Here is a 26,459-nt window from a genome sequence, read left to right on the forward strand (position 1 = left end):
ATAGGGGATGGGTGGATTACTTCTCGACGACCGCGAACAGGTCGTCTTCCTTCATGACCAGCAGTTCGTCGCCGCCGACCTTGACGGTCTGGCCGCTGTACTTGCCGAACAGGACGCGGTCGCCGACCTTGACGGTCAGTGCGGCCAGTTCGCCCTTGTCGTTGCGCTTGCCCGGGCCCACGGCCAGGACTTCACCCTGATCGGGCTTTTCGGCGGCGGCGTCGGGGATGACGATGCCCGAGGCAGTCTTGGTTTCGCTGTCAACACGCTTGACGATCACGCGATCGGCCAAAGGACGAAGTTTCATTGCATCTCCTGGATAAGAAACTGGGTGGTGGTTTTTGTGGGCGCCCATCCCGCAGGACCGGTTGCCCGTCGACTGGAGGCGAGGCTTGTTAGCACTCAACCACAGCGAGTGCTAATCATAAGGGCAATCGCCGGGGTTTCAAGCGCCGGGGCGGGTCGCGCGGGAAGTCGGTTGCCACGATTCAATATTTCAACGATGATTGAAATATGGAAGAAGAAGCCGTCATCCGTTCCCTCATGGCCCTCGCGCAGAGCGTGCGCCTGCGTGTGTTTCGCGCGCTGGTCGTGGCCGGCCCGCAGGGCATGACGCCCGGCGCGCTGACCGAAGCGCTGGGCGTTCCGGCCACGGGCCTGTCGTTCCATCTCAAGGAGCTGGGCCGCGCGGGCCTGGTGTCGCAGGAGCGGCAGGGGCGCCACCTGATCTACCGCGCCTCGTTCGACCAGATGAACGGGCTGCTGGCCTATCTGAGCGAGAACTGCTGCCAGGGGCAGCCCTGCGCGGTCGATGCGCCAGGCGCGTCCTGCGATTGCTGACGGTCGGCGCCATCCTCATGCTCTCGGCTGGTCTCATCTTTCTCGCGACCCTCGTGCTCGTGATCTGGCAGCCGCGCGGCCTCGGCATCGGATGGAGCGCCGCATTGGGCGCGCTGGTGGCCCTGGCGCTCGGCGTGGTGCATCTGGACGACGTCGTGCGGGTCTGGCAGATCGTCTGGAATGCCACCGCCACCTTCATTGCCGTGATCGTCATCAGCCTGCTGCTCGACGAGGCCGGCTTCTTCGAATGGGCTGCGCTGCACGTCGCGCGCTGGGGTGGCGGCAGCGGCGGCCGGCTGTTCGCCTTCATCGTGCTGCTCGGCGCGGCCGTCTCGGCGCTGTTCGCCAACGATGGCGCCGCGCTGATCCTCACGCCGATCGTGATGGCCATGCTGGTGGCGCTGGGCTTCACGCCGGCCACCACCTTGGCCTTCGTGATGGCGGCCGGCTTCATCGCCGACACCGCGAGCCTGCCGCTGATCGTCTCGAACCTCGTCAACATCGTCTCGGCCGACTTCTTCGGGATCGGCTTCAACGCCTACGCGGCGGTGATGGTTCCGGTCAACCTCGCGGCGGTGGCAGCCAGCCTGCTGGCCTTGCTGCTTTATTTCCGTCGCGACATTCCCGCGCGCTACGACGCCAGCCGCTTGAAGCGCCCGGCCGATGCCATTCGCGACCCGGCCACCTTCCGCGCGGGCTGGGTCGTGCTGGCGCTGCTGCTCGTCGGCTTCTTCGGCCTCGAGCCGCTGGGCGTGCCGGTCAGCGCCGTGGCGGCCGTTGGCGCGCTGCTGCTGCTGGCCGTGGCCGCGCGTGGCGAGGTCATCGCCACGCGCAAGGTGCTGCGTGGCGCGCCCTGGCAGATCGTCGTGTTCTCGCTGGGCATGTACCTGGTGGTCTACGGCCTGCGCAATGCCGGCCTGACCGAGCGGATCGCGTCGCTGCTCGACGTGTTCGCGCAGGGCGGCATCTGGGGCGCGGCCCTGGGCACGGGCTTCCTGGCGGCCGCGCTGTCTTCCGTCATGAACAACATGCCGACCGTGCTGGTCGGCGCGCTCTCCATCGATGCCTCGGGCGCCACCGGCGTGGTGAAGGAAGCGATGGTCTACGCCAACGTGATCGGCTGCGACCTGGGCCCGAAGATCACGCCGATCGGCAGCCTCGCCACCTTGCTGTGGCTGCACGTGCTCGCGAAGAAGGGCACCACCATCGGCTGGGGCTGCTACTTCAAGGTGGGCATCGTCATGACGGTGCCCGTGCTCGCCCTGACCCTCGCCGCGCTCGCACTGCGCCTGAGCTTCGGCTGATTTGCTTTCTCACCAGCGACATCCCTCCCTTCCATGAGCGACATCACGATCTATCACAACCCCGACTGCGGCACCTCGCGCAACGTGCTCGCGCTGATCCGCAACAGCGGCGAGGAGCCGACCGTCATCGAGTACCTCAAGCATCCGCCGAGCCGCGAAACCCTGGAGCAACTGCTCGCCGACATGGGCATCGGCGTGCGCGACCTGCTGCGCCAGAAGGGCACGCCCCACGACGAGCTCGGCCTTGCCGATGCAAAGTGGAGCGACGCGGAGCTGATCGGCTTCATGCGCGCGCACCCGATCCTCATCAACCGCCCGATCGTCGTCACGCCGTTGGGCACGCGCCTGTGCCGGCCGTCGGAGGCCGTGCTCGACCTGCTGCCGCACGCCCAGCGCGGCGCGTTCTCGAAGGAAGACGGCGAGCCCGTCATCGATGCGAAAGGCCAGCGTGTCGTCAAGCCCTGACCTGCCGAACCTGGATGCGGAGGCCTTCCGGCTCCCGGACCCACGGCACCTGTGGCCCGTCGAGCGTTCGACGCATGCGCCGCGCATCCTGCTGCTCTATGGCTCGGTCCGCGAGCGTTCGTACAGTCGCCTGCTGACCGAAGAGGCCGAGCGGCTGCTGCGCGCGCTGGGCGCGCAGACCCGCGTCTTCGATCCGCGCGGCCTGCCGCTGCCCGACAGCGAACCCGAGGACCATCCGAAGGTGCAGGAGCTGCGCGCGCTCGCGCAGTGGTCCGAAGGCATGGTCTGGTGCTCGCCGGAGCGTCATGGCGCGATGACCGGCATCATGAAGGCGCAGCTCGACTGGATCCCGCTGTCGGTCGGCTCCGTGCGGCCGACCCAGGGCAAGACGCTGGCCGTCATGGAGGTCTCGGGCGGCTCGCAGTCCTTCAATGCGGTGAACCAGCTGCGCGTGCTCGGGCGCTGGATGCGCATGATCACCATCCCGAACCAGTCCTCGGTGGCGAAGGCCTACCTCGAGTTCGACGAAGCGGGACGCATGAAGCCCTCGCCGTACTACGACCGCGTGGTCGACGTCATGGAGGAACTGGTCAAGTTCACGCTGCTGACGCGCGACTGCGCCGGCCATCTGGTCGACCGCTACAGCGAGCGGCGCGAGAGCGCCGAGGCCTTGTCGCGGCGCGTGAACCTGCGAAGCATCTAGCGCCGTGCCTTGTCGGGCGCGGTCCAGCCCGATGGCAGGTCCGGCGCGCCCGCGATCAGCGCATCCCAGAGATGGCGCGACGCGTTCGTGTGATGGCGCGTGCGTGAACGCACGAGGCAGGCCTTGCGCTGCAGCTCGACGCAATCGATGGGCACCGCGTCGTGCACCGCCAGGCTCGATGCGGCCGCGGCGTTGAGGATCGCGACCATGCCGCTCTCGCGCGCGGCGGCCACCAGGTCTTCGAATACATCCGATTCGAGCCGCACCCGCGGCTTGAGGCCCTGCGCGGCAAAGGCCGCGTCGAGCTCGCGGCGCATCGTGTATTCGCTCGGCAGCAGCGCGAGCCCGCAGGTCGCGAGCTGCGCCAGCGTGAGCCGCCGCGCGCGCCGTTGCGGAGCGCCGACGGCGACGGCCCGCTCGACGAAGCATTGCGCGATCTCGAGGTCGGCATGCGGGTGCGGATCGAAACTCACCGCGAACTCGAAGTCGCCGCGCAGCACGCCTTCCTCGAGCGCATGCGCGGTGCGCCGCCGCAGCGCCACGGACAGCGCGGGCCAGCGCGCCTGCGCCGCGCGCATCACCGGCACCACCCAGCAGGCGCCGTAGGACTGCACGAGTCCCACGCGCACCAGGCCCGAGATGGTGTCGGCCCGCTCGGGCACCTCGCGCAAGGCCGACTGCAGTTCGAGCAGGCTGCCCGCGATGCGGCGTTCGAGTTCGTGCCCCGACAGCGTGGGGACCGCGCGGCCGCCGGTGCGGTCGAAGAGCGGCACGCCCAGCACCTGCTCGAGCAGCGCGATCTGTTCCGACAACGCGGGCTGCGAGATCGAGCATTCGCGCGCCGCCTCGTTGAAGCTGGGCGCGCGCATCGCGGCGCTGAAATAGCGCAGCTGCCGCAGCGAAACGAGCTCGAGGGGATCGCGTGCGCGCTGGGCGCGGCTGCTGGGGCGTGCGGTCATGGCGATCGGATTATCCGATGAGGTGTGCCGAAAAATGCGATTTGCCGCGGCCGGCGCATGCTCTGAAACTGCCTCCCAAGACGAGACATCAGGAAGCACCGATTCATGCAGCGACGAAATTTTCTCCAGGCCAGCGCGGCCCTTGCCATCCCCGGCCTTGCCGGCGCATCGCACGCACAGGCCTTTCCCTCCAAGCCGATCCGCATCGTCTGCCCGTACCCGGCCGGCGCCACCACCGACGCGATCTCGCGCCTGATGGCGCATGCGCTGCAGACGGAGAGCGGCGCCACGGTGATCGTGGACAACCGCGGCGGCGCGGGCGGCAACATCGGCACCGAAGCCGTGGCGCGCGGTGAGGCCGACGGCCACACGCTGCTGCTCGCGGCGCTCGGCCCGATGGCGGCGAATGCCGCGCTCTATCCCAAGCTCAACTACGACCCGGCCAAGGACTTCGCGCCGCTGGCCTGGGCCGCGTCGGTGCCGCTGGTGATGGTGGCGCATCCCTCGTTCCCCGCGCCGAACCTGCGCGCGGCGCTCGAGGTGCTGCGCAAGGCGCCGGGCCGCTACTCCTACGCCTCGGCGGGCAACGGCACGCCGCAGCACCTGGCGGCCGAACTTTTCAAGCGCGAGGCGCGGGTGTCGATCCTGCACGTGCCGTACCGCGGCTCGGCGCCGGCGCTCAACGATCTGATGGGCGGCACCGTGCAACTGCTGTTCGAGGCCACGCCGGCGGTGCTGCAGCACATCGTGTCGGGCCGGCTCAAGGCGCTCGCCGTGACCAGCCCCGCGCGCATCCCCGCGCTGCCCGAGGTCCCGACGCTCAAGGAGAGCGGCGTCGATGCGCAGATCGGCGGCTGGTACGGCTTCGTCGCGCCCGCGGCCACGCCGAGCGAACGCCAGGCCTGGTTGGTCGATCACATGCGCCGCGCACTGGCGCAGAAGAACACGCGCGACAAGCTCGCGGAACTGGGATCGATCACGGTCGACAGCTCGCCGCAGGGCTTCGCGCGGATGATGGCCGGCGAGCGCATCCGCTGGCAGCAACTGATCCGCGAGGCCGGCATCAAGCTGGATTGAGGTCGCGCGCCATGCCCCACATCGTTGTCGAGGCATCGCCTCCTCTGCTCGCGGCCATCGATTGGCCGCAGACCCTGCGAACGCTGCACCGCGCACTCGCGGACAGCGGGTCGGCCGCGCTCGGCGATCTGAAGTCGCGCGTGCAACCCATCGTGGCCGAACTCTGCGGCGACGAGCCCGGCGCGCAGCAACTGATCGCCACGCTGGTGCTCACTAATCCGCGTGCGAGCGAGGTGAGCCAGCGGATGGCCGACACCGCGTTCACGGTGCTGTCCCGCGCGGTCGAGGCACTGTCGCCCGGCCAATGGGTGCAGTGCTGCGTGTTCCTGCGCGAACACCCCAAGGCGAACTACTGGAAGCAGCAGTGGAACCCGCCATCGAACCCCCACCATCCATGAAAGGGATCTCCAGATGAACGCCAACCCCTCCATCGGCAGCCTCGAGCGCCGCAACATCCTGCGCGGCGGCGCGGGCACGGTGGCGGCTGCCGCGCTGTCCGGCCTCGCGGCCGGCGAAGCGCGGGCCCAGGCGCGGCCGAAGGCCGCAGCCACGTCCGGTACCGGCCGCTACTGGCCGAACGGCGCGCGGCTCGTGATCTCGGTGTCGATGCAGTTCGAGTCGGGCGCGCAGAGCGAGCACGACAACGGTTCGCCGTTTCCGCCGATGGATGCGAAGTACCCGGACCTGCCGGCGCGCACCTGGTTCGAATACGGCGTGCGGGAAGGCATCCCGCGGCTGCTCGACCTGTGGGACCGGCATGGCGTGAAGGTGACTTCGCACATGACCGGCCAGGCCGTGGAGCGCAACCCGCAGCTCGCGCGCGAGATCGTGCAGCGCGGCCACGAAGCCGCCGCGCATGGCCAGACCTGGACCCCGCACTGGGACATCTCACCCGAACAGGAGCGCGCCTCCTACCAGGCCAACATCGATGCGCTGGCAAGGCCACCGGCACCCGTCCTGCGGGCTACAACGCGTTCTGGCCGCGCGGCACGCCGCGCACGCTCGGCATCCTGCAGGAACTGGGCTTCACGTACCACATCGACGACCTCTCGGCCGACGAGCCGATGACGACGCAGGTCAACGGCAAGCCCTTCGCGGTCGTGCCCTACACGCTGCGCATAAACGACATCGCCCGCTTCGGTGCGGAGGGGCCGCTCACGGCCGCGGCCTTCGGCCAGGAGCTCAAGGACGAGTTCGACCAGCTCTATGCCGAGGCGGCCGGCCGCCGGCGGATGATGTCGATCTCCACCCACGACCGCATCGGCGGCACGCCCGCGCGCGTGAAGGCGCTGGGCGAGTTCCTGGCCTATGCGAACAAGCACCCGGGCGTGGCCTTCGAACGAAAGGACCGGATCGCGCAGTGGGCGCTGTCGATGTCGGGCGTGCCGAACCGGAGCTACTGAGCGGGTATCTCGGCTCAGGGACTGAAGAGGAGCAGCCCGAAGATCGCGAACAGCGCGAGGTGCATCCAGCCCTGCACCGCCGAGGTCTTCTGGCCGTTGAAGGTGAGCATGCTCAGCGCCACGGTGGCAACGTAGAGCACCGTCTCCGCGTTCGAGATCCCCATGATCACCTGCTTGCCGGTCACGAGGCCGATGACGAGCACGGCCGGCACCGTCAGTCCCACCGTGGAGACGAAGGCGCCCAGGCACAGATTGATGGCGCGCTGCATCTCGTTGTTCATCGCGGCCTTCACGGCCGTGATGGACTCGGGCGTGAACACGATGATCGCGATCAGGACGCCGCCCAGGGCGGTGGGCGCGCCGGCCGCCGCGATGCCGTAGTCGGTGACCACCGCGAGATGGTGGGCGAGCAGCACGATCGGCAGGATCAGCGCGATCAGCAGCGCCGAGCGCAGCAGGAGGAAGCGCGTGTCCGTCCGCGCGGGCTGGGGCAGCAGGCCGACGGCATGGCGGGGCGGCGGCTCGGCATCGACGGCTGGCGAGGGCTCCATGTAGAGCTTGCGGTGGCTTCGCATCTGCATGCCGAGGAAGACTGCGTAGACCACGGCCGTCACCGCCGTGATGCCGAGGGCCTGGAAGGTCGTGAACTCGCCCGCGTCGCTCAGGTACTTCGGCAGCACCAGTGCGATGCTGGCGAGCAGCACCACCATCGCCAGGTACGAAGCCGTGCCTTGCGCGTTGTAGGCCTGATGGCCGTTGCGGCTGTGGCCCGCGATCAGGCACAGGCCCATCACGAGGTTCATGATGATCATCATGACGGCGAAGATCGAATCGCGGCCGATGGTGGGGAAGTCGCCCGGGCCCAGCAGCACCGAGGCGATCAGCACCACCTCGATCAGCACGATCGACAGCGTCAGGATCAGGGTGCCGTAGGGCTCTCCGAGCGCATGCGCGAGATGGTCGGCCTCCTTCACCACGCCGAAGGACGCGGCCAGGATCGTGACGAACAGCGCCGCGAAGGCGATACCCGCCGCGACGGGCGTCATCGAGGGGCCGAGCCATTCGGCACCGAAGACGGTGAACGCGCCGACGACGCCCCAGGCGGCGATCAGCAGCAGCCAGGTCGAGGGTGGAACGGAAGGCTTGGGGGCAGCGCCCGGAGGCGGCGGGTTGCGGGGAGTGACCATGGTTGAACTTCAGCAGAAGCGCAGGGTCGTCCCCGAACGGTGATCGCGTTTTGGAGTCGTCCCCAAAGGCGAGCGCGGCAGATGCGCTGGAGGCACTCTATCACAGGCACTGCCGGGTGAAGGAGCACCGTCCGCGGCTCAACTGCCATCAAGTTGCGTTGCCGGCCGGCAAGGGCACCAGGGTGGCCATGAGGTTGTCCATGCTCTTCTCGACGAGTTCCATGTCGAGGGTCGGCTCGCGGACCGCGCGAATCAACAGGCCCTCGACGAAGCATTCGAGCGTGAGGACGCGAATCGCGATCTCGTGCTCGCTCAGCGCCGCGCCGGACTTGGCGAGCAGATCGCCGAGCCAGGCCGTCAGCGACGTCTTGGCTTCTCCGTCCACCTTCAGGATCTGTCGCGAGATCGCTTCGTTGCGCGTGCTCTCGGCGCTCATCTCGAGGATCAGCGTGGCGCTCGGCACGTCGGGGTCGCCGGCCAGCCAGCGGCGCAGGTATTCGCAGATGCGCGTCGTCACGACCTTCGGCGGCAGTCCCAGCAGTCCCGCGCCATTGCCGGTGCTGATCTGCCGGTGCATGAGCGCGAGAACGATCTCTTCCTTGCTCGAGAAGTAGCGATAGATCAGCCCCGGGCTCATCTGCGCCGCTTCGCTGATGCGGGCGATGGTGCCCGCATGCAGCCCGTCCTGGATGAAGCATTCCGTCGCGGCCTTCAGGATCCGTTGCCGCTGCGACTCCGCCCGCAGTTCGATCTTGGGGGACGAGCGCTTGGTAGTGCTATTCACTCGGGAATTCCTCGTGGGTGGGGTGGCATGGGAGGCTGGTGACGACGTTCATGAACGTCCTGAAAGTATAAACATTCATTCATGTTTTGAGTGATGACGGGAGCCGGCGGAAGGGCGCCGCGGCCCTCGCTGTGTGGCGCGGTTCGATCTTTCACCAAGAGGGGCGTTGTCGACAACTTGGTGGCAACAGCCCCCATGTATCGAGAACTAGTTCCGTATTTTTGCGTGAATGTTGTTGCTTTCCCCTAGGAATCCGGTGGACTGGGTTCTCTGAAAGGAGGGAGTAGGTTAACCTAAGAAAAAATGAATATTCACTCTCTTCAATGCAACAGATTCTGTCTGTTCGGCATCCGTCGAAAGGATTCAAGTGGTACAGGAAACAGGGATAAAGCAAGCAGTCGGCGCACGCGATGAAGAGCCAGCGCGCAACCGCATTCTTTCGGTGGCGGCCACATGCTTCGCGCAGCGCGGCATCCGGGCCGTGTCGATGGTCTGCATCTGCGATGCGGCCGAAGCGAGTCCTGACGAAATTCGTCGGCACTTCGCGACCAAGGACGACATCGTGCTGGCCTTGCTCGAGCGCCTGCAGGGGCTGGGGCTTGGCAGCCTGACGGCGCTCACCCCCGAGACGGTGGCGGACTTCGTGTGCGACCGGATGCGCTGCTGGCGCGCCACGGGTGCGGCGAACGCCGCCTTCATGCTGGAAGCGATCGCGGAGGGAGCGCGCCGGGCGCGCGTGGCCGGCGCCAGCATGCAGGCCGTGGTTCAGGAACGCCAGGCGCTGGTCACGCTGTTGCAGGCCCACTTGCGGGAGGTCCACCGTTTCTTGCCCGAGGCGGAGATTCGCGGCCGGGTTTTTGCATTGCAATGCTTCGTTGAAGGCGTGGTGCTGCGCGCGGCGCGTGAGCCGGACATGGAGCTCGACGTGGTCCGCGAAAGCGTCCGACGCTTCGTGGCCGAGGTGGTCCCGGGCTTCGAATCGGCGGCGCGGTCGTCCGGAGGGTTCGCGCCATGAGCCCGACGACCCATGCCGGGATCTCGAACCCGGGATCCATCTCCTCGCTGGCTCTCGTCTTCGGCGACGACCGCAACCGCGGCGCGTTGCGCGATGCCCTCGATTCGCAGGGCTTCGCCTCGGCGGCCTTCGATTCGGTGCAGACCCTGTGGGACTCGCTGTCCTCGGGCCGCCGCTACGACGCGCTGATCGCCTGTGCCGACAAGGCGTGGAGCCCGCGACGATGGGTGAATCTGCGCAGCATGGTGAAGCTGCCGATCCTCGTGGTCGTCTCGCGCGATGCGCTGGAACTGGCGTCCACCTTCGACGACGAATCCATCAACGGCGAACGTATCGAGTTCGCCACGGCACCGGTGGACGGCGCGGAACTGGCCATGCGCCTGCGCCTGCTGCATTCGCGCAGGAACGGCGCCAACGCGCAGCCGGTCGAGGAAGACCTGATCTGGGGCAGCTTCCATTTCAAGCGGCAGGCGCGCGTGGTGCTGGTCGATGGCGTGGAGGTCCGCCTGCAGCCGCGCGAGTTCGAGGTGGCGCTGATCCTGTTCCAGAACCTCGGCAAGGTCATCGGCCGCGCGGAGATCGAGGCACAGCTTTTCGACCGGCCCGCCAGTCCGGGCTCCCGCGTGCTCGACGTGCACGTGACCCGCGTGCGACGAAAGCTTTCGCTGGGGCCGGAGAAGGGGGTGCGCTTGTTGACGATCTATGGCGTCGGTTACCGCCTGGTGGCGCTGAATCCACCGTCGGAAATGCGCTCGGGGTGACGGTGTTCGTGTATTGCAGATGCAGGAGACAGTATGTTTTGGCAGGGTTCCATCTCTCGTGGTTTTCACGGCAGCCATGCGCGCGCGATGTCGCGCACGGCCGAAGTGCCCCAGAGCGACAAATGGAGTGTTTCGACGCACCGCATCGAGATGGACTCCGAAGAAGAGCGCTGCGCCGAGCAGCCGTTGCAGATTGCGCTGCTGGGTGACGACCCAGTCCAGGCCGAGGTGCTCGCCAGGTTGCTCGTGGACCTCGGCTATTCGATTCGCACCATGGCGCTCGACGTTCATTCCGTCGAGAAGGACGACACGGGAAATGCCGGCCTGTTCGTCCTCGACCTGCACCGTTTCTCCGCCGAGAAAGCCTGCCTGCTGATCGAGCGGATACGAGCGCGAGCTGGCGTCTTGCCGCCCGTTCTGCTGTTGAGCACGGAACTTCGCGAAGACGTGATCGCTACCTTGTATGCGGCCGGCGCCGACGATGTACTGCCGAGGCCCGCGCATCGCTCCGTGTTCGCGGCGCGCATCCAGGCGCTGGCCCGGCGCGCCTATCCGCATCTCGAACTCCCCAGCGATGTGCTGCGCGTGGGTGTCTATGCCATCGACCTTCCGGCCCGTCATCTCTGCCTGTACGGCCAGCCGGTCAAGTTGTCGCGTCGGGAGTTCGATCTGGCGCTGTACCTGTTTCGCAATGTCGGAAAACTGGTCACCCGAACCATGCTCGAAAAGGCCATATGGGGTCGGGAACTCGGCATCGATTCCAAGACGCTCGATACGCACATCTATCGATTGCGCGTCAAGCTGAAACTGCAACCCGAGAACGGCGCGCAATTGGCAAGCGTCTATGCGCAGGGGTTCCGGCTGGTGCGCATCGTGACATCGAGTGGCGATCGATCGGAGTCCGAGGTGCGAGTCACACCTTAGTTGCAATATTGAACAATTGTCAAAGTTCAATTTTTGACTTGTTTTTCCTGAATAGACTTCGCTCCGCCATCTCGGCACTGGTCTCTTAATTTATTAATCTAATTTCCTAGGAAATAAAAATGAATCAATTCACGATCGCAAAGATCGTCGCTGTCGCCGCGTTGGGTGTCGCCGCCCAGAGCGCTTTCGCGATCGATGGCAACGTCAACTTCAACGGGAAGATCATCGACGCGCCTTGCTCCATCGCTGGCGAGAGCCAGAACCAGAACGTGGAACTGGGCACCATCTCCAGCGCCCACATGGCCGCCGCGGACGGCACCAAGTCCACGCCGGTGCCGTTCGTGATCAAGCTGATGAACTGCGGCGAAACGGCCACCGGCGCCACGGTGACGTTCAGCGCACCGCCCCATGCCGATGACTCCGCGCTTCTGGCCGTTGGCCTGGGCGAAGTCAACGCGGCAGGCGGCGTCGGCATCGAAGTGCTCGATTCCGCCGGCACCCGGATCGCGAACAACGCGGCGTCCGCCAACTACCAGCTGGGCAAGGGCGACTTCTCGTTGCGCTTCAAGGCCGGCTACGTGACGACCAAGAAGGACAAGGTCACGAGCGGTTCGGGCAACGCCGTCGCGAACTTCACGATCGCCTACAAGTAAATCCGGCAACCCGTCCGGCCACAGTCGGATGGGGTATTTCAAACGGATACGGCCCGTCCATTCACGGGCCATTTTTTCTCCCTCTTCTTCTTTCTTCTTCTTCTTGGCGCCGGACCGGCTCGCCGCGCACATGAGGCGCGTCACGCTCCGCCTGAGCCGCGCATCGGGGAACTCCATGCTTTTCAAAAACGCGCTGCGCTCGGCAGGTGTCACGTTGATGGTGGTCGGCTTGCTGGGTGCACATATCGCGCCGGCCGATGCCGCCGTCATGCTCGGTGGTACCCGCGTCATCCTCAACGAGAAAGACCGCGAAGCATCGATCTCGATGAAGAACGAAAGCGGTTCGCCGTATGTCGTGCAAGCCTGGATCGATGCCGGCGAAGGCAGGAACAAGACACCTTTCCTGGTCACGCCGCCTCTTTCGCGGCTGGACCCCGGCGTGGAAAACATTCTGCGCGTACTGCGCACATCCAAGGATCTTCCCGCCGACCGCGAATCGGCGTTCTGGCTCAACGTGAAAGAGATTCCCGAGAAGGCGCAGGAAGACAACGTGCTGCAGATCGCGGTGCGCACGCGCATCAAGCTGTTCTATCGGCCCACGGCCCTGCGGGATAGCGATCCGGCGGCCGCCCGGAACCGGTTGAAGTGGGCCATCGTGGCGGGGCAGGACGGCAAGGGCGCCGCATTGAAGATCGTCAACCCGACGCCCTATCACGTCACCTTCACCTATCTCCATGTCAATGGAAATCAGCAGGAGATCAATCCCGACATGTTGCCGCCGATGGAGGAGCGCATCTATCCGCTGAACAGCATCACGGAGCCACAGGCTGTTTCCGTGAAGTTCACCACGATCAACGACTTCGGCGGGCAGACCCCTCAGGAAAGCGTCCGCGTTCCCGCGGCGAACGAGCCCGTGGAACTCCAGCCTCAAGCCGCGGCGACCGACAAGCGGCCATGACGTCACGGAGATGAATGTCGTGAGTGCCTCCGCCCACCCTCGAAATGTTCGAAAGCACGCGCTTTCGGCCATTGCGCTCGCGCTCGTGGCACACGCCAGCCATGCGCAGAAGCCGAAGGAAAGCATCTTCAACGAGAAATTCCTGACCATCAACGGCGACCAGGCGAACGCCGATCTTTCGATGTTCTCGTTCGGCAACCAGGTGATGCCCGGCGTCTACATGGTCGAAATCATCCGCAATGGTGCCCCGCTGAGCAAGGTGGAGGTCCGCTTCGATGCGGTGGAAGGAAAGCGCGATGCCGTGCCCTGCCTCACGGTGGACCTGCTGCGCAGCTCGGGCATGAACGTGGACGCCTTCTCCGGCCTGGCGACGCTGCCGCCCGAGAGCTGCGTCGACCTGAATGCCGCGGTGCCGGAGGCCACGGCCACCTACGACGCAGGCCAGCAGCGGCTGCTGCTGAGCATTCCCCAGGCGGCCCTGAAGCGTTCGGCCCGGGGCGCGGTCGAGCCGTCGAAATGGGACCATGGCATCAGTGCCGCCATGCTGGACTATCAGCTCAGCGTGTCGCGCAGCCATGGATCGAACAGCCTCTCCTATCGAGGGCCGACCTCGACTGGCGCCTTCGGCGGCGAGAAGGTCGAGCGCAACACGTTCTATGCCTCGGTGCTGGGAGGGTTCAACGTCGGCGATTGGCGTTTTCGCCACCGCTCCAACTACGACCGCGGCTTCGATGCCAAAGGGCGCTGGCAGGCCGTCCAGACGTACGCGCAGCGCGATCTTCCTTCGATCGGCGGCCAACTGCTGATCGGCGATGGCTTCACATCGGCCGAACTGTTCGACGGCTTCCAGTTCCGGGGCGTGCAGGTGGCCTCGGACACCGCCATGCTGCCGGACAGCCTGCAAGGCTATGCGCCCACCATCCGGGGCGTGGCGCAGACCAATGCGCGCGTCACGGTACGGCAAAACGGCTACATCATCTACAACACCTACGTCGCGCCCGGACCTTTCGCGCTGGACGACCTGTACCCGACTTCATCGGGTGGTGACCTGGAAGTGACGATCACCGAGGCCGATGGCCGCGAGACGCGCTACATCCAGGCATTCGCCGCGGTGCCCACGCTGCTGCGCGAAGGCACGTGGCGCTACAGCGCCACCGCGGGCCAGTTCCGCAGCGGTGACGAGCGCTACAGAGGCAACGCCGAGCGTCCCTATTTCGTCCAGGGCACGCTGGCGCGAGGCTTGCCGAAGGATTTCTCCGTCTATGGCGGCGCCACGCTGTCGCGCGGCTATCAGGCCGGGATGGTCGGCATGGGCAAGAACATGTATGGCTTCGGCGCGGTGTCACTGGACCTCACGCATGCCCGAACCGAGGAGCAGGGCGACAAGACGCTCAGCGGCCAGTCGCTGCGGGCCCTGTATTCCAAGACGATCGATGACACGGGCACCACCTTCCGCATGGCCGGCTACCGTTATTCGACGAGCGGCTTCCGGACCTTTTCCGAATCGGTCGAGATGCGCTATGCCGCGGAGAACCTGTTGCCCTTCTTCAACCGGCGCAGCGAGGTGCGGCTGGACCTGGCGCAGCCATTGGGCGATTGGGGCTCGCTCTACGCGTCGGCCCGGCAGCAGAGCTACTGGGGCAGCGACCGCAAGGACAAGCTGGTGCAGGTCGGCTATTCCGGCAGTTACGGGCGGGTGGGCTACAACATCTTCTACAGCCAGGTTTCCAATCTACGGGGACCGGCCAATCGCCAGGTCATGCTGACGCTGTCGATTCCGCTCGGATCGAACGTCAATGCGAGCTACGCCGTCTCGCGCAACAACCAGGGCCGTGTCACCCATCAGGCGGGGGTTTCCGGCAGCGCATGGGACGACTTCCGCCTGACCTACGGCCTGACGGTGGACCGCTCCAACGAGGACGGATCGAATGGCAGCGCGAACCTGACCTACAAGGGACGCAGCGGGCAGGTAAACCTGAGCCGCAGCCAGGGCCAGGGCTATGGCCAGACCAACATCAGCGTGGCGGGCGGCCTGGTGGCGCATGGCGAAGGCCTGACCTTGTCGCAGCCCTTGGGCGAAACCATCGCGCTCGTGCGTGTTCCCAAGGCCTCGGGCGTGGGCATCGAGTCGCAGTCCGGCGTGAGCACCGACGCCACGGGCCATGCCGTCGTCCCCAACCTCACGCCCTATAGAAACAACCGCCTCGCACTGCTGACACAGGACCTGGACGACAAGGTCGAAGTCAAGCATGCCGCGCGCGAGGTCGTGCCCACGCGCGGCGCCGTGGTGCTGGCGCCGTACGAGACCTCGGTCGGCTATCGGCTGATGTTGACGCTGACCAATCCGCAAGGACGGCCGCTTCCCTTCGGCGCGCGCATCGACAACGAGGCGGGCCAGGAAGTGGGTGTGGTCGGACCCGAGGGCCAGGCCTATGTGACCGGCGCGGGTGAAACGGGCACCTTGAAAGTCATCTGGGGCGACCGTGCCGGCGCGCAATGCCAGGTCAGCTATCGCGTACCCGCTCAGGACGTTGCGGCGCCCATCCACGAAATGAAGGAGATCTGCCGATGAGCGCGCTGCATCGATGCTTTCTGGTGTCGGGAATTCTGGTGGGGGCGAGCATCGCTTCGGGCAGTGCGTTCGCGGAGTGTGCATACAGCGCGAAGATGAACAAAGGCGCCCGTATATTCAATGCGCCCAGCACGATCATCGTGCCGCGGACAGCTGGCATCGGTAGTGTCATTGCGAGCAGCGGCAACCTCAGTTTCGGTGGCGGCCCCTTCTGGATCTGTCAGGGCTCCTCTTCCGGCACCGGCGTCTACGCCATCCTCAGTCCCCTGATGGGAACGCAGGTCGAGGGGATGTCGCCGACCACCTATTCGACCAATATCGATGGCATCGGCTACAGGGTGCGAATCACGCCGGGCAAGGTCAATCAATTGGGCAGTCGCCATGAACAACATGGCAATAACTTCTCGCCCGTCTATATCGACTGGCGAGCGGTGGTGATCGAGCTGGTCAAGACGGCGCCCGTCGTGGGAAATGGCGCGATCACGCCCGGCGCCTACGCCCGCTTTCACATGGTGGGCAACCCTGCCCAGCAGTGGTTCACCGCGGACATCAACTCGGTGCAAATCCTCGCGCCCACCTGCCAGATCACCACGGCGACGAAGAACCAGACGGTCTCGCTGGGCGAAGTGCGCATGAATCGCTTCTCGGGGGTGAGCAGCACGGCGGCGGAGAAGACGTTCAATATCGGCGTGGCTTGCGATGTGTCGGAGAAGCAGCAGGGCAATGCGGTGTCTCTGATCCTCGAGGGAGCGGCGGATCCATCGAACAAGCCCGGCGTGCTCCAGCTTTCTTCCGATGCCGACAAGGTCGCCGTCGGCGTGGGTATCCAGATACTCGACGGCAAGACCAACACGCCGGTCAAATTCGGCGAGCCCGTCGCGATCGGCAATTCCGCGGCTGGCACGATCGACATGCCGTTCAAGGCGCGCTACTACCAGACGGCCAAGGACATCATCCCCGGTCAGGCCGACGGCATGGTCACGTTGACGCTTTCCTACAAGTAAGCAGGACGGCCGGCGCACCCCCGTGAGGGCGGTGCGGTCGTGCGGCCGTCGCGCGCTGACCGAGGCGTCGCGCGCATTTCACCGTCCCGAATCAGGGCATGTCGAGCCGCGACATGTCCATGGCATCGACGGATGCACGTCGCGCGTGCTATGTCGACCGGAGCGCAGCTTCAGCCGCGTATTCTTAACGGCATCCCCACCTTCACCCTTGCGCATCAGCAGGCCAGTCGCGGCGTGATGCGGCCGCACCCCGGCGCTCGCCGCTTCGGGCGGCCCGGTCGATCGGAGGCTCAAGCCCTCTTCAAACCCCAATTGTTTATTTATTATTATCTTATTGAAAATGAATTTTTCATTGTTCAATTAGACACATCGCGTTCGTAAGAAACCTTAAAGAGATTTAATCACAATTGCATTGAATATTGAATCGAGAGTAGCGTTTATTTGTTTTTGGTAACTACCATTGCGTTGGTCCGATTGATGTCGGACTTGTAATTCACATTACTTTTACCAAGGAAACCAATGCTTAAGAACGCATTTATCAAGATCGCAGTGATCGCCGCCGTCGGCGCCATGTCGCAAGCTGCCCTGGCCCAGGATGGAAAGGTCAATTTCGTGGGTGAAGTCACCGACAGCATCTGCGGCATCGCCCCCAACAGTGTCAATCAGACGGTGGACCTGGGCAGGCCGAACAAGGGTGCTTTCCCGACGGTTGGTTCGGGCTTCGACTACAAGAACTTCGAGCTTGGTCTGCGGGACTGCCCCGCGACCGCCACCAAGGCCAAGGTGACCTTCCAGGGCACGGCAGACACGCTCAACGCGGAACTGCTGGCGATCGATCGCGTGAATGGCACTGGTGACCCGACGGCCAAGGGTGTCGCTATCGAAATCAGCGACTGGGGCAAGGTGAAGATTCCGCTGGGCCAAGCCTCGCGCGATTACATCATTGCTGAAGGCGACAACGACCTGAAGTTCTTTGCACGCTACGTTTCGACCCTGCCGGTGACGCCCGCTACTCCGAACGGCCCTGCGCTCACGCCCGGCTCGGCCACCGGCTCGGCGCAATTCACGGTTGCCTACAACTAATTGAGCATGACGGCGCGAGGTCTTCGCGATCTCGCGTCGTTCTGAGGCGCGCATCGGCGGCGCAAGGCCGCGCAGTTCTTGCGTTCGTCTCCAGTTGATCGATTTTTTCCTTTGAGGCGTCGCCATCGGCGCGTCGGAGTGCGCGTGTGCGCGCGTCATGGATGCGGTTCGCACCGAGGAATACATATGTACAGCAACAAACGAATTCGGTGGGTCTTCGGCATTCTGGTGATGCTTGGATTCCAGTGCCTGGCGAGCGCCAGCGTGATGCTTTCCGGCACGCGCGTGATCCTGCGCGAGAAGGACCGTGAAACCTCCCTGCCGATGAAGAATTACGGCACATCGCCCTACGTGATCCAGGCCTGGGTCGATGCCGGCGAGGGCAAGAACAAGACCCCGTTGATCGTCACGCCGCCGCTGTCGCGGCTCGATCCGGGCAAGGAGAACCTTCTGCGCGTGATGCGCGTCGCCGGTGACCTGCCGGCCGATCGCGAGTCCGTGTTCTGGCTCAACGTCAAGGAGATTCCCCAGCTGTCGAACCAGGACAATGTGCTGCAGGTCGCGATCCGCAACCGGCTCAAGCTGTTCTACCGGCCCGCGGGCCTGCCGGGCAGTGCATCGGAGTCGCGCACCCTGCTCAAATGGTCGGTGAGCGCGGGGCCGCAAGGCCAGGGCGCCGTGCTCAAGGTCGGCAATGCGAGCGCCTATCACATCACCCTGCTGAAACTGACGGTCAACAAGGGGCAGGGGCCGGACGGGAAGGACCAGGAAGAGCTCGATGCGGGTATGGTCCCGCCGTTCGGCGAGTTGAGCTTTCCGTTCAAGACCCTCAAGGTCCCGCAGGCCATCCAGATCAATTTCACGACCGTCAGCGACTACGGCAGCGAAACACCCGAGGAATTCGTCAAGGTGCCCGAGGGTGCCGAACCCGTGGCCTTGAAGGCCGAGCCGGCACCCATTCCCGAAGCTCCTTCCGTTTCCGCCACCCGCAGCGGCGCGCCGCGTTAAGCCGATGCGACGTACGTACCCCCCGCAGGCGCGCGCAGGCGTGCCGTTCCGCCTCAGCCTGTGCGCCGCCGTGCTCGGCGCCCTCGGTGCGCCGGTCGTCGCGCAGCAGTTCGTCGCATCGAGCTTCAACGAGGGCTTTCTCGGCGTCGGCGGTGACCAGCAGAGTGCCAACCTGTCGCTGTTCGCCTTCGGCAATCGCGTGCTGCCCGGTTCGTACACCGTCGACGTGTCGGTCAACAAGCGAAGCGCGGGCCAGGCCGTGATCCGCTTCGATGCCAAGGACGGCAAGAGCGACGCCCAGCCTTGCCTCACGCGCGGCATGCTCGACGGGTGGGGTCTCAACGTGGCGGTGTTTCCAACGCTGGCGGCGCTGGCGGACGACGCCTGCGTGGATCTGGCTGCGGCCATTCCCGATGCGTCCTCCAGCTACGACCCCGACAAGCTGCGCCTCGCGGTCAGCATCCCGCAGGCGGCGATGAAGCGCTCGGCGCGCGGTGCCGTGGATTCCGACAGGTGGGACAAGGGCATCACGGCCGGGATGCTCGACTACCAGGTCAACTTCGCGCGCCATGGCGGCGACAACGCCCCCCGCGGGCCCGACCCCTTCGCGGTGCCGCGCAGCGCGTTCGACGGCAACCCGTTCGGCGAGCGCTACCGGGAGCCCCGGCGCGACAGCCTGTTCGCGGGCATTCGTGCCGGCTTCAACCACGGCGACTGGCGCTTTCGCCACTTCTCGACCTACAGCCGCGGTTCCGATGGGCGAGGCCGCTGGCAGGCGGTCAACACCTATGCGCAGCGCGACCTGGTCTCGCTCAAGTCCCAGGTGATGATCGGCGACGGCAACACCCCCGGCAACCTGTTCGACAGCGTGCCGTTCCGTGGCGTGCAGATCGCCACCGACGAGTCGATGCTGCCCGACAGCCAGCAGGGCTATGCGCCCACCATCCGCGGCATTGCGCGGACCAATGCGCGCGTGACCGTGCGGCAGAACGGCTACGCCATCTACAGCACCTTCGTGGCACCTGGTGCCTTCGTGATCGACGATCTCTATCCCACGGCGGCGAGCGGCGACCTGGAAGTGATCGTCACCGAGGCCGACGGACGCGAAACCAAGTTCATCCAGGCGTTCTCGGCCGTGCCGACGCTGTTGCGCGAAGGAACCTGGCGCTATTCGGCCACGATCGGCAAGTACCGCCGCGCGCTCGGCGACGAGTTCATCCAGTCCTCCTACGGCTGGGGGTATGGCGGCCTTGCGCCCTGGGCCTGGCCGCGGCGATCGCGGGCCGAGCCGGCCTTCGTGCAGGGCACGGTGGCGCACGGCCTGAGCAACGACTACAGCGTCTATGGCGGGCTCATCGCCTCGGGGCGTTACCAGTCGGTGATGGCCGGCGTGGGCAAGAACATGCAAGCGCTCGGCGCCATCTCCGCCGACCTCTCGGCCGCGCGCGCCGTGGTGTCGCAGCCGCTGCTGATCGATCGAACCTACAACGGCCAGTCGGTGCGCTTCCTGTACTCGAAGGCCTTCGACGCGGGGACCACCGTGCGCGTGGCCGGCTACCGCTATTCCACCAGCGGCTACCGCACCTTCCAGGAAGCCGCGGACATGCAGGGGCTCGATCCGCGGGAACGCCTCCACAACCGTCGCAACGAGCTGCGGCTGGAGCTTTCCCAGTCGCTCGGCGACTGGGGCGCGGTGACCGCGTCGGCGCGCCAGCAGAGCTACTGGGGCACCGGCGCCAAGGACAGCCTGGTGCAGATCGGCTACTCGGGCAGCTACAAGCAGTTCGGCTACGGGATCTACTACAACCGCAGCAGCAACCTCTACAACCGGGCGCCGACCAACCAGATCATGGTCACGCTGAGCATTCCGTTGGGCGCCTCCGGCGCCAACGCCCACTACTCGGTGATGCACGAGCGCAACGGTCGCACCAGCCAGCAGGCCAGCATCTCCGGCACCGTGCTCGAGGATTCGCGCCTGAGCTACAGCGTGTCGGCCAGCCATGCCGGGGACCAGGGCTCCACCGGCGGCGCCAGTGCCAGCTACATGTCGCCCGTGGGGCGTTTCGACTTCAGCCATTCGCAGGGCTCGGGCTACCGGCAGACCAGTGTCGGCATGGCCGGCGGCTTGCTGGCGCACGGCGGCGGCGTGACGCTGTCGCAACCGCTGGGCGACACGATCGCGCTGGTGCAGGTGCCCAAGGCTTCGGGCGTGGGCATCGAATCGCGGCCCGGCCTGGCCACCGACTGGGCCGGCAATGCGGTGGTCGCCAACGTCAGCCCCTATCGCGAGAACCGCCTGGCCGTGCGCACGCAGGACCTGGGCGACAACGTGGAGGTCAAGAACGCGGTGACCGAGGTCGTGCCCACGCGCGGCGCGGTGGTGGTGGCGAAGTTCGACACGGCCGTGGGCTATCGGCTGATGCTGACCTTGAAGGGCCGCAAGGGCGAGCCGCTGCCCTTCGGATCCATGGTCGAGAACGAGGCGGGCCAGGAAATGGGCATCGTGGGCCCCGATGGCCAGGCCTTCGTGACCGGCGCGCCACCGAGCGGGCGCTTCACGGTGCGCTGGGGACGGCGCGACGAGGATCGCTGCACCTTTGGCTACAGCCTGCCCGAGGAGGTCGGCGCGCCGCCGATTCGCGAAGCGGCGGCGACTTGTGAATGAAGCAACGGTGAAGGGCGACCCGCTCGCCCCGCGCCGGAAATGATGAAGGATTGAATGTGAACCCCACCCAGATTCCGGATGGCCGATGCGCAGGCCGGGCACAACCGTTGCGCGCCGCTCGGCGTGCAGCCCCCCCGCTTCTTCTGGCGGCGATTTTTCTTCTGATGGCGAAAGATGCCGAGGCTGCCTGCCGCCGGAATCCCGATTTCCCCATCAACAACGTGTACCTGAAGGTGGGCCAGACCATCGTGATGCGTGCGAGCGATCCGATCAACAAGGTGTATGTCGATCAAACATTTCCCATGAATATTCCGGGAAATATTCGGCCGTTTCTTTGCCAATATACGGCGCTACTGACGGGAACCATCGACAAGACAGGAATAACGGCGCTCGGAGACTCCTGGTACTCGACGAACATCCCCGGCGTCGCGATGCGGCTCTCGCGACAGGACAGAGACAGCGGGGGGAGCGGGAACTACCGAGATGTTCCTTATCCGTATTCCTTCTCCGGCAGCGATCCGAGTGGCACCAGTCCGATCGTGGGTTTTTTCGATCCCAACATGACGGTGCGCGTTCAGATCAAGAAATTCCAGCCGAGGACGGGCAGCGGTCCGATCGCCCCGGGCCTCTACTCGAGATATTTCGGGGACGACCAGGTATCCCTCATCAATATCTTCGTGGAGGCCAATGGGATCACGGTCGTGACGCCGAGTTGTACGGTGGACGCCGGATCGCAAAATATCCCCGTGGTTTTCGGCAAGGTGCCCATGAGCAGCTTCAGCGGGCGGGGGACCACGGCCGAGGAGCGCAAGTTCACGATCAAGCTCGATTGCGAGGCTGGCGTGAGCGAGAACAAGATGGTGAGCCTGCGCATGGATGGCGCCCGGGATCCGGCCGGCGGCGACGGCGTGCTCAAGATCACCCCGGGCGTCGGGGTCGCCGGCGGCGTGGGCATCCGGCTCAAGAACGAACAGCGCAACGAGCTCGTCAAGTTCGGCGAGAGCATGCAGGTCGGTCCCGCGGTGAGCACCATCTACGACGTGCCGTTCTCCGCGAGCTACATCCAGACCGCCGACAAGGTGACGCCGGGCCAGGCGAACGGCATGGCGACCTTCACGCTCACCTACCAATAGCGCCCGCGCTCACAGCTGATCCGTCGGTACGAACCACGAGAACAGCAGCAGCTGGAACCGCGTCAGCATGCTCGAGTCGGGCTCGCTGTCGAGCACCTCGTTGTTGACGTCCCCCGTGCCGATCCACTGCACGTTCTCGCCATCGGGCTTGAGCACGACGCGGTAGACGCCCTCGATGTCGTCGAGCTGGTAGGCATAGAGCAGGGCCTGGGTCAGGTCGAAGCTGCGCACGCGCACGCCGAACTCGGTGTTGAGCAGGGCCGAGCGCGGGTCGAGGTTCATCGAGCCCAGCATTACCCATTCGCGGTCGATCAGCGCGAGCTTGGCGTGCAGCCGGCCGCGCGCCTTCTTCAGCAGGTCGCGGAACTGGCCGCTGCGCTTGAGCTGCTGCGTGCTGACCTCGTAGAGCTCGACGCCGAGCTTGAGCATGTCGACGCGGTAGCGGTTGTAGTTGATGTTGACCAGCGGCTCGTCGCTGTCGGCCAGCGAGTTGGTGATCACGCTGACCTGCACGCCGCGCCGGCGGCCTTCGCGGATGCGCGCCATGCCTTCGTCGCCCGGAATGAAATAGGGCGAGATCACGAGCACGCTCGAGCGCGCGGTGGCCGCCAGTTCGTGGAAGCGCTGCGCCACCGATTCGGTGGGATGGCGCATCACGCCGAGCGCCTTGTTCGGGCTGTCGGCGCTGGCGTGCGCGTCGGCGCGCATCCATTGCAGGGTGGGGATGTTCAGCAGCTGCAGGCCCAGCGGCGGATCGCCGAGCACGTCGCTGTCGCCCGGCGGATCGGGCCAGGGCGCGAAGCGCAGCGAAGTGGCGGTTTCGAAGTCGGCCTTCAGCACGGCCGGCGTGCGGTGGTTGATGGCCACGGTCTCGATCGGATAGACGACGTCGCTGTTCCAGTAGGTGTCGAAGACCGCGGCCGATTCGGCCACCACCGGGCCGGCCATCAGCAGTTCGAAGTCGATGAAGTTGGCGACCTCGCTGCGCAGGAAGTATTCGTCGGCGAGGTTGCGCCCGCCCGCGATGGCGATGGCGCCGTCGGCCACGAACAGCTTGTTGTGCATGCGGTGGTTGAGCCGCCGGAAGTCGCCGAGGAACTCCATCCAGCGCGTGGCCGAGTGGTCGCGCGCATTCACGAAGGGGTTGAACAGCCGCACCGACACATTCGACTCGGCGGCCAGGCCGAGCAGCAGCGGGTCCATGCCGGCCGTATAGAAGTCGTCGAGCAGAAGCCGCACGCGCACGCCGCGGCGCGCGGCATCGCGCAGTTCGCGCAGCAGCAGGCGGCCGGTCTTGTCGTTGCCGAGCTGGTAGGTCTGGACGTCGAGCGAACTCTGGGCCCGGCGGATCAGCTCGAGCCGTGCATCGAGCGCGAACGCGGCCTCGATCAGCGGCCGCACGCTCGACAGCCCGTCGCGCGGCGCATCGAGATGGGCGGCGGCGCGACCGAGCAGGGTGGCATTGGAGGCCGGAATGGCGAGCACCGGCGTATCGGCGGCCCGCGGCGGCAGGCCCGCGCAGCCCGCGAGCACGAAGGCGGCCGCCAGCGCGAACAGCCATGCCGCGGCACCGCGCAGGGCGGGGAAGCGGGAGGCGAGGGAGGTGTGCATGACGGCGGGCGCGCGAATGTTGCAGGGGCGGCAAGCGAAGCTTGACGGGACTATCCCGCGCCTGGCGCGCGCCGATGCTAGCTGTGTTGCGCCGAAACCACGAGGCGCACGATCAGGCGGCACCCCTCGAACCCACCCGGATTTGGCGGAAATGTGAATTACTCCGTTTTAGAATGAGAATGGTTCTTAATATCTATGAGGAGTGGAGTCGGAATGGCGGTCTTGTTGACGCAGCGCAATGCCTTGGCGCTGATGGGGTGTCTGGCGATCTACGCAAACCAGCAGGTGCTGGCGCAAACGGCCGCCACGACGGCACTGCCCGAAATCCGCGTCGAGGCGCCGGCCGAAACGGCGACCACGTCCGTGAACGGCTACCGAGCGAGGAATGCGGCCACCGCCACCAAGACCGACACGCCGCTGGCCGAGACGCCGCAGTCGGTGACGGTCGTGACCCGCGACCAGATCCTGGACCAGGGCGCCACCAACCTGCAGGATGCGCTCACTTACGCGGCCGGCGTGCGCTCCGATGCCTACGGTCTGGACTCGCGCTCCGACAACTTCCAGGTGCGCGGCAGCGAGGCCTCGGTCTACCTCGACGGGCTGCAGCTCTTCTCCGCGGGCTGGTACACCGCGACCGCGCGGCCCGACCCCTACACGCTCGAGCGCCTCGAGGTGCTGCGCGGCCCGTCGGGCATGCTGTTCGGCGCCGGCACGGCGGGCGGCGTGATCAACATGGTCAGCAAGCGGCCGCAGACGCAGGCCGCGCGCGAAGTGGGCGTGCAGTTCGGCTCCTGGGGCCGCAAGCAGATCCAGGCCGACCTGACCGGTGCGCTGACGGCCGATGGCGACTGGTCGTACCGCCTGGTGGCGCTGCAGCGCAAGGCCGACACCCAGGTCGACCACGTGCCCGACGACCGCACGCTGGTCATGCCCTCGCTGACCTGGCGCCCGAGCGCCGCCACCTCGCTGACCCTGCAGGGGCTCTACCAGAAGGACAAGACCGGCAGCACCTCGCAGTTCCTGCCGTGGCAGGGCACGATCCTGCCGAACCCCAACGGCAAGCTGCCCGTGAGCCGCTTCATCGGCGAGCCCGGCGACGGCTACGACACCGAGCGCAAGACCTTCGGCTGGCTGTTCGAGCACCAGTTCAACGACAACTGGACGTTCCGGCAGAACTTCCGGATGTCGCGCACCTACAACGACTCGCACTACCACTACGCCGATTTCTTCAGCATCCCCGGCGGCTGGGGCATGGACCCGATCGGCCAGCGCGTGATCGGCCGCATCAACGACAAGTCGCTGACCTGGACCCGCATGACGGGCATCGACAACCATGTCGAGGGCCACTTCGACACCGGCGCGCTGCGCCACACGCTGCTGGTGGGCGCCGAGTATTCGCGCCAGCGCCAGGACAAGTACGAAGGCTCGGCCTACAGCGCCATCGACGCCTACGCCCCGGTCTACGGCCTGGGCTATGTGCCGGTGACCGACCTGAGCTGGAAGCCCCGCACCACGCAGCGCAACGCCGGCGTGTACCTGCAGGACCAGATGAAGCTCGACAACTGGATCTTTGTCGCGGGCCTGCGCTACGACCGCAGCACGGCCGGCACCGAAGGCAGTGCTTCGGAAACCACCACCGCCACCTCGCGCCGGCTCGGCGTGATGTACACGCTGCCCTCGGGCTGGGCACCCTACCTGAGCTACACCGAGTCGTTCACGCCGCAGGCCGGCACGGACGTTAACGGCCGGCTGTTCAAGCCGCTGCGCGGCGAGCAGGTCGAGGCCGGCGTCAAGTACCAGCCCATGGGTTCGCCGACCAGCTTCACGGCCTCGGTCTTCTCGCTCAAGGAAAAGAACCGCACCGTCTCCGACAGCACCAACCCGAACTACGGCCGCCAGGTCGATTCGAGCAAGAACAAGGGCCTCGAGCTCGAGCTCAAGACCACGCTCGCGCGCGACCTCGACCTGATCGCCAACTACACCTACATCGAGGTCGATCCCAAGCTCACCGACACGCCGCGCAACCAGTTCTCGGTCTGGGGCAAGTACCGCTTCGCCGTCGGCGGCATCACGGGCTTCTCGGCCGGCGCCGGCGTGCGCTACATGAGCGGCTTCCGCGACATCGAAAGCACGGGCGCGGGCCCGCGCGTGCCGTCGGTCGCGCTGCTCGACCTGATGCTGGCCTACGAGTCGGACAAGTGGCGCTATGCGCTCAACATCAACAACGTGACCGACAAGGTCTACTTCAGCACCTGCCTGGCCCGCGGCGACTGCTGGTACGGCACGCGCCGCAACGTGGTCGCCACCGCGACCTACAAGTTCTGAGGCTTTTCGAGCCGCCGCCACACCG

Annotated in this window: 23 protein-coding genes and 1 pseudogene; 19 read left to right on the forward strand and 5 right to left on the reverse strand. The window is 66.0% G+C overall.

Going from position 1 to position 26,459, the window contains the following annotated elements; genetic code table 11:
- Positions 1-16: 16 nt before the first annotated feature.
- On the reverse strand, positions 17-307 hold the full coding sequence (locus INQ48_06640; protein ID QRF58907.1) for a co-chaperone GroES: 291 nt from the start codon (positions 305-307) through the stop codon (positions 17-19).
- Between the two features lie 206 nt (positions 308-513).
- On the opposite strand from INQ48_06640, the gene INQ48_06645 reads away from it, so the two are divergent.
- From INQ48_06645 to arsH, 4 genes are read left to right on the forward strand one after another with little or no spacing between them, the layout of a single operon-like run.
- Positions 514-840, forward strand: coding sequence for a helix-turn-helix transcriptional regulator (locus INQ48_06645; protein QRF58908.1), 327 nt, complete (start codon positions 514-516; stop codon positions 838-840).
- 17 nt (positions 841-857) lie between these two features.
- Positions 858-2,144 carry an arsenic transporter gene (locus INQ48_06650; protein ID QRF58909.1) on the forward strand — a complete coding sequence of 429 codons (1,287 nt, stop codon included), beginning with the start codon at positions 858-860 and terminating at the stop codon, positions 2,142-2,144.
- A gap of 33 nt (positions 2,145-2,177) precedes the next feature.
- Entirely contained in the window at positions 2,178-2,609 is a 432-nt protein-coding gene (gene arsC, locus INQ48_06655) for an arsenate reductase (glutaredoxin) (GenBank protein QRF58910.1), read from the forward strand.
- Positions 2,578-3,312 carry an arsenical resistance protein ArsH gene (arsH, locus tag INQ48_06660; GenBank protein ID QRF58911.1) on the forward strand — a complete coding sequence of 245 codons (735 nt, stop codon included), beginning with the start codon at positions 2,578-2,580 and terminating at the stop codon, positions 3,310-3,312. The genes arsC and arsH overlap by 32 nt, the downstream gene beginning before the upstream one ends.
- Here arsH and INQ48_06665 read toward each other — a convergent pair.
- A complete protein-coding gene (locus INQ48_06665) occupies positions 3,309-4,271 on the reverse strand; it encodes a LysR family transcriptional regulator (protein ID QRF58912.1) in 963 nt (320 codons plus the stop codon). The two genes, arsH and INQ48_06665, sit on opposite strands and share 4 nt — an antisense overlap.
- A 105-nt stretch (positions 4,272-4,376) precedes the next feature.
- Between INQ48_06665 and INQ48_06670 the strand changes: the two genes are divergently transcribed.
- The 3 genes and pseudogenes from INQ48_06670 to INQ48_06680 all read left to right on the forward strand — a co-directional run bounded on the left by INQ48_06670 (position 4,377) and on the right by INQ48_06680 (position 6,751).
- A complete protein-coding gene (locus INQ48_06670) occupies positions 4,377-5,348 on the forward strand; it encodes a tripartite tricarboxylate transporter substrate binding protein (GenBank protein QRF58913.1) in 972 nt (323 codons plus the stop codon).
- Positions 5,349-5,359: 11 nt separating this feature from the next.
- Complete coding sequence (locus tag INQ48_06675; GenBank protein QRF58914.1) at positions 5,360-5,746, forward strand: hypothetical protein; 387 nt, start codon at positions 5,360-5,362, stop codon at positions 5,744-5,746.
- A 13-nt stretch (positions 5,747-5,759) separates the two neighbouring features.
- Positions 5,760-6,751: pseudogene (locus INQ48_06680) on the forward strand (polysaccharide deacetylase family protein).
- A 14-nt stretch (positions 6,752-6,765) separates the two neighbouring features.
- Here INQ48_06680 and INQ48_06685 read toward each other — a convergent pair.
- Together INQ48_06685 and INQ48_06690 are read right to left on the reverse strand one after the other, a co-directional pair.
- The gene (locus tag INQ48_06685) at positions 6,766-7,938 is read right to left on the reverse strand and encodes a calcium:proton antiporter (GenBank protein ID QRF58915.1); all 1,173 of its coding nucleotides are present in this window, start codon (positions 7,936-7,938) and stop codon (positions 6,766-6,768) included.
- A gap of 148 nt (positions 7,939-8,086) precedes the next feature.
- Positions 8,087-8,722, reverse strand: a complete 636-nt coding sequence (locus INQ48_06690; protein QRF58916.1) for a TetR/AcrR family transcriptional regulator — start codon at positions 8,720-8,722, stop codon at positions 8,087-8,089.
- Positions 8,723-9,089: 367 nt separating this feature from the next.
- Between INQ48_06690 and INQ48_06695 the strand changes: the two genes are divergently transcribed.
- The 11 genes from INQ48_06695 (at position 9,090) to INQ48_06745 (ending at position 22,498) form a co-directional block, all read left to right on the forward strand.
- Complete coding sequence (locus INQ48_06695; GenBank protein ID QRF58917.1) at positions 9,090-9,737, forward strand: TetR/AcrR family transcriptional regulator; 648 nt, start codon at positions 9,090-9,092, stop codon at positions 9,735-9,737.
- Positions 9,734-10,498, forward strand: coding sequence for a response regulator transcription factor (locus tag INQ48_06700; protein QRF58918.1), 765 nt, complete (start codon positions 9,734-9,736; stop codon positions 10,496-10,498). Before INQ48_06695 ends, INQ48_06700 begins: the two co-directional genes overlap by 4 nt.
- A gap of 33 nt (positions 10,499-10,531) precedes the next feature.
- Positions 10,532-11,422 (forward strand): response regulator transcription factor, encoded by an 891-nt coding sequence (locus INQ48_06705; GenBank protein ID QRF58919.1) that lies wholly within the window; start codon positions 10,532-10,534, stop codon positions 11,420-11,422.
- 119 nt (positions 11,423-11,541) lie between these two features.
- Positions 11,542-12,075: a fimbrial protein gene (locus INQ48_06710; protein QRF58920.1), complete on the forward strand. Its 534-nt coding sequence runs from the start codon at positions 11,542-11,544 to the stop codon at positions 12,073-12,075.
- A 175-nt stretch (positions 12,076-12,250) separates the two neighbouring features.
- Complete coding sequence (locus INQ48_06715) at positions 12,251-13,033, forward strand: molecular chaperone (protein ID QRF58921.1); 783 nt, start codon at positions 12,251-12,253, stop codon at positions 13,031-13,033.
- Between the two features lie 10 nt (positions 13,034-13,043).
- Positions 13,044-15,605 carry a fimbrial biogenesis outer membrane usher protein gene (locus INQ48_06720; protein ID QRF58922.1) on the forward strand — a complete coding sequence of 854 codons (2,562 nt, stop codon included), beginning with the start codon at positions 13,044-13,046 and terminating at the stop codon, positions 15,603-15,605.
- Positions 15,602-16,609: a fimbrial protein gene (locus tag INQ48_06725; protein QRF58923.1), complete on the forward strand. Its 1,008-nt coding sequence runs from the start codon at positions 15,602-15,604 to the stop codon at positions 16,607-16,609. Before INQ48_06720 ends, INQ48_06725 begins: the two co-directional genes overlap by 4 nt.
- Positions 16,610-17,128: 519 nt before the next feature.
- A complete protein-coding gene (locus tag INQ48_06730; protein QRF58924.1) occupies positions 17,129-17,692 on the forward strand; it encodes a fimbrial protein in 564 nt (187 codons plus the stop codon).
- A gap of 186 nt (positions 17,693-17,878) precedes the next feature.
- Positions 17,879-18,700 (forward strand): molecular chaperone, encoded by an 822-nt coding sequence (locus INQ48_06735; GenBank protein ID QRF58925.1) that lies wholly within the window; start codon positions 17,879-17,881, stop codon positions 18,698-18,700.
- A gap of 4 nt (positions 18,701-18,704) precedes the next feature.
- Complete coding sequence (locus INQ48_06740; protein QRF58926.1) at positions 18,705-21,365, forward strand: fimbrial biogenesis outer membrane usher protein; 2,661 nt, start codon at positions 18,705-18,707, stop codon at positions 21,363-21,365.
- Positions 21,366-21,421: 56 nt separating this feature from the next.
- Positions 21,422-22,498 (forward strand): type 1 fimbrial protein, encoded by a 1,077-nt coding sequence (locus INQ48_06745; protein ID QRF58927.1) that lies wholly within the window; start codon positions 21,422-21,424, stop codon positions 22,496-22,498.
- A gap of 9 nt (positions 22,499-22,507) precedes the next feature.
- Here the strand turns inward: INQ48_06745 and INQ48_06750 are convergent, their stop codons facing one another.
- On the reverse strand, positions 22,508-24,109 hold the full coding sequence (locus tag INQ48_06750; protein ID QRF58928.1) for a phospholipase D family protein: 1,602 nt from the start codon (positions 24,107-24,109) through the stop codon (positions 22,508-22,510).
- A gap of 213 nt (positions 24,110-24,322) precedes the next feature.
- Here INQ48_06750 and INQ48_06755 point away from each other — a divergent pair, with 213 nt between their 5' ends.
- Entirely contained in the window at positions 24,323-26,434 is a 2,112-nt protein-coding gene (locus INQ48_06755) for a TonB-dependent siderophore receptor (protein QRF58929.1), read from the forward strand.
- Positions 26,435-26,459: the final 25 nt, after the last annotated feature.

This window comes from Variovorax paradoxus (genome assembly GCA_016806145.1).
Classification (GTDB): domain Bacteria; phylum Pseudomonadota; class Gammaproteobacteria; order Burkholderiales; family Burkholderiaceae_C; genus Variovorax.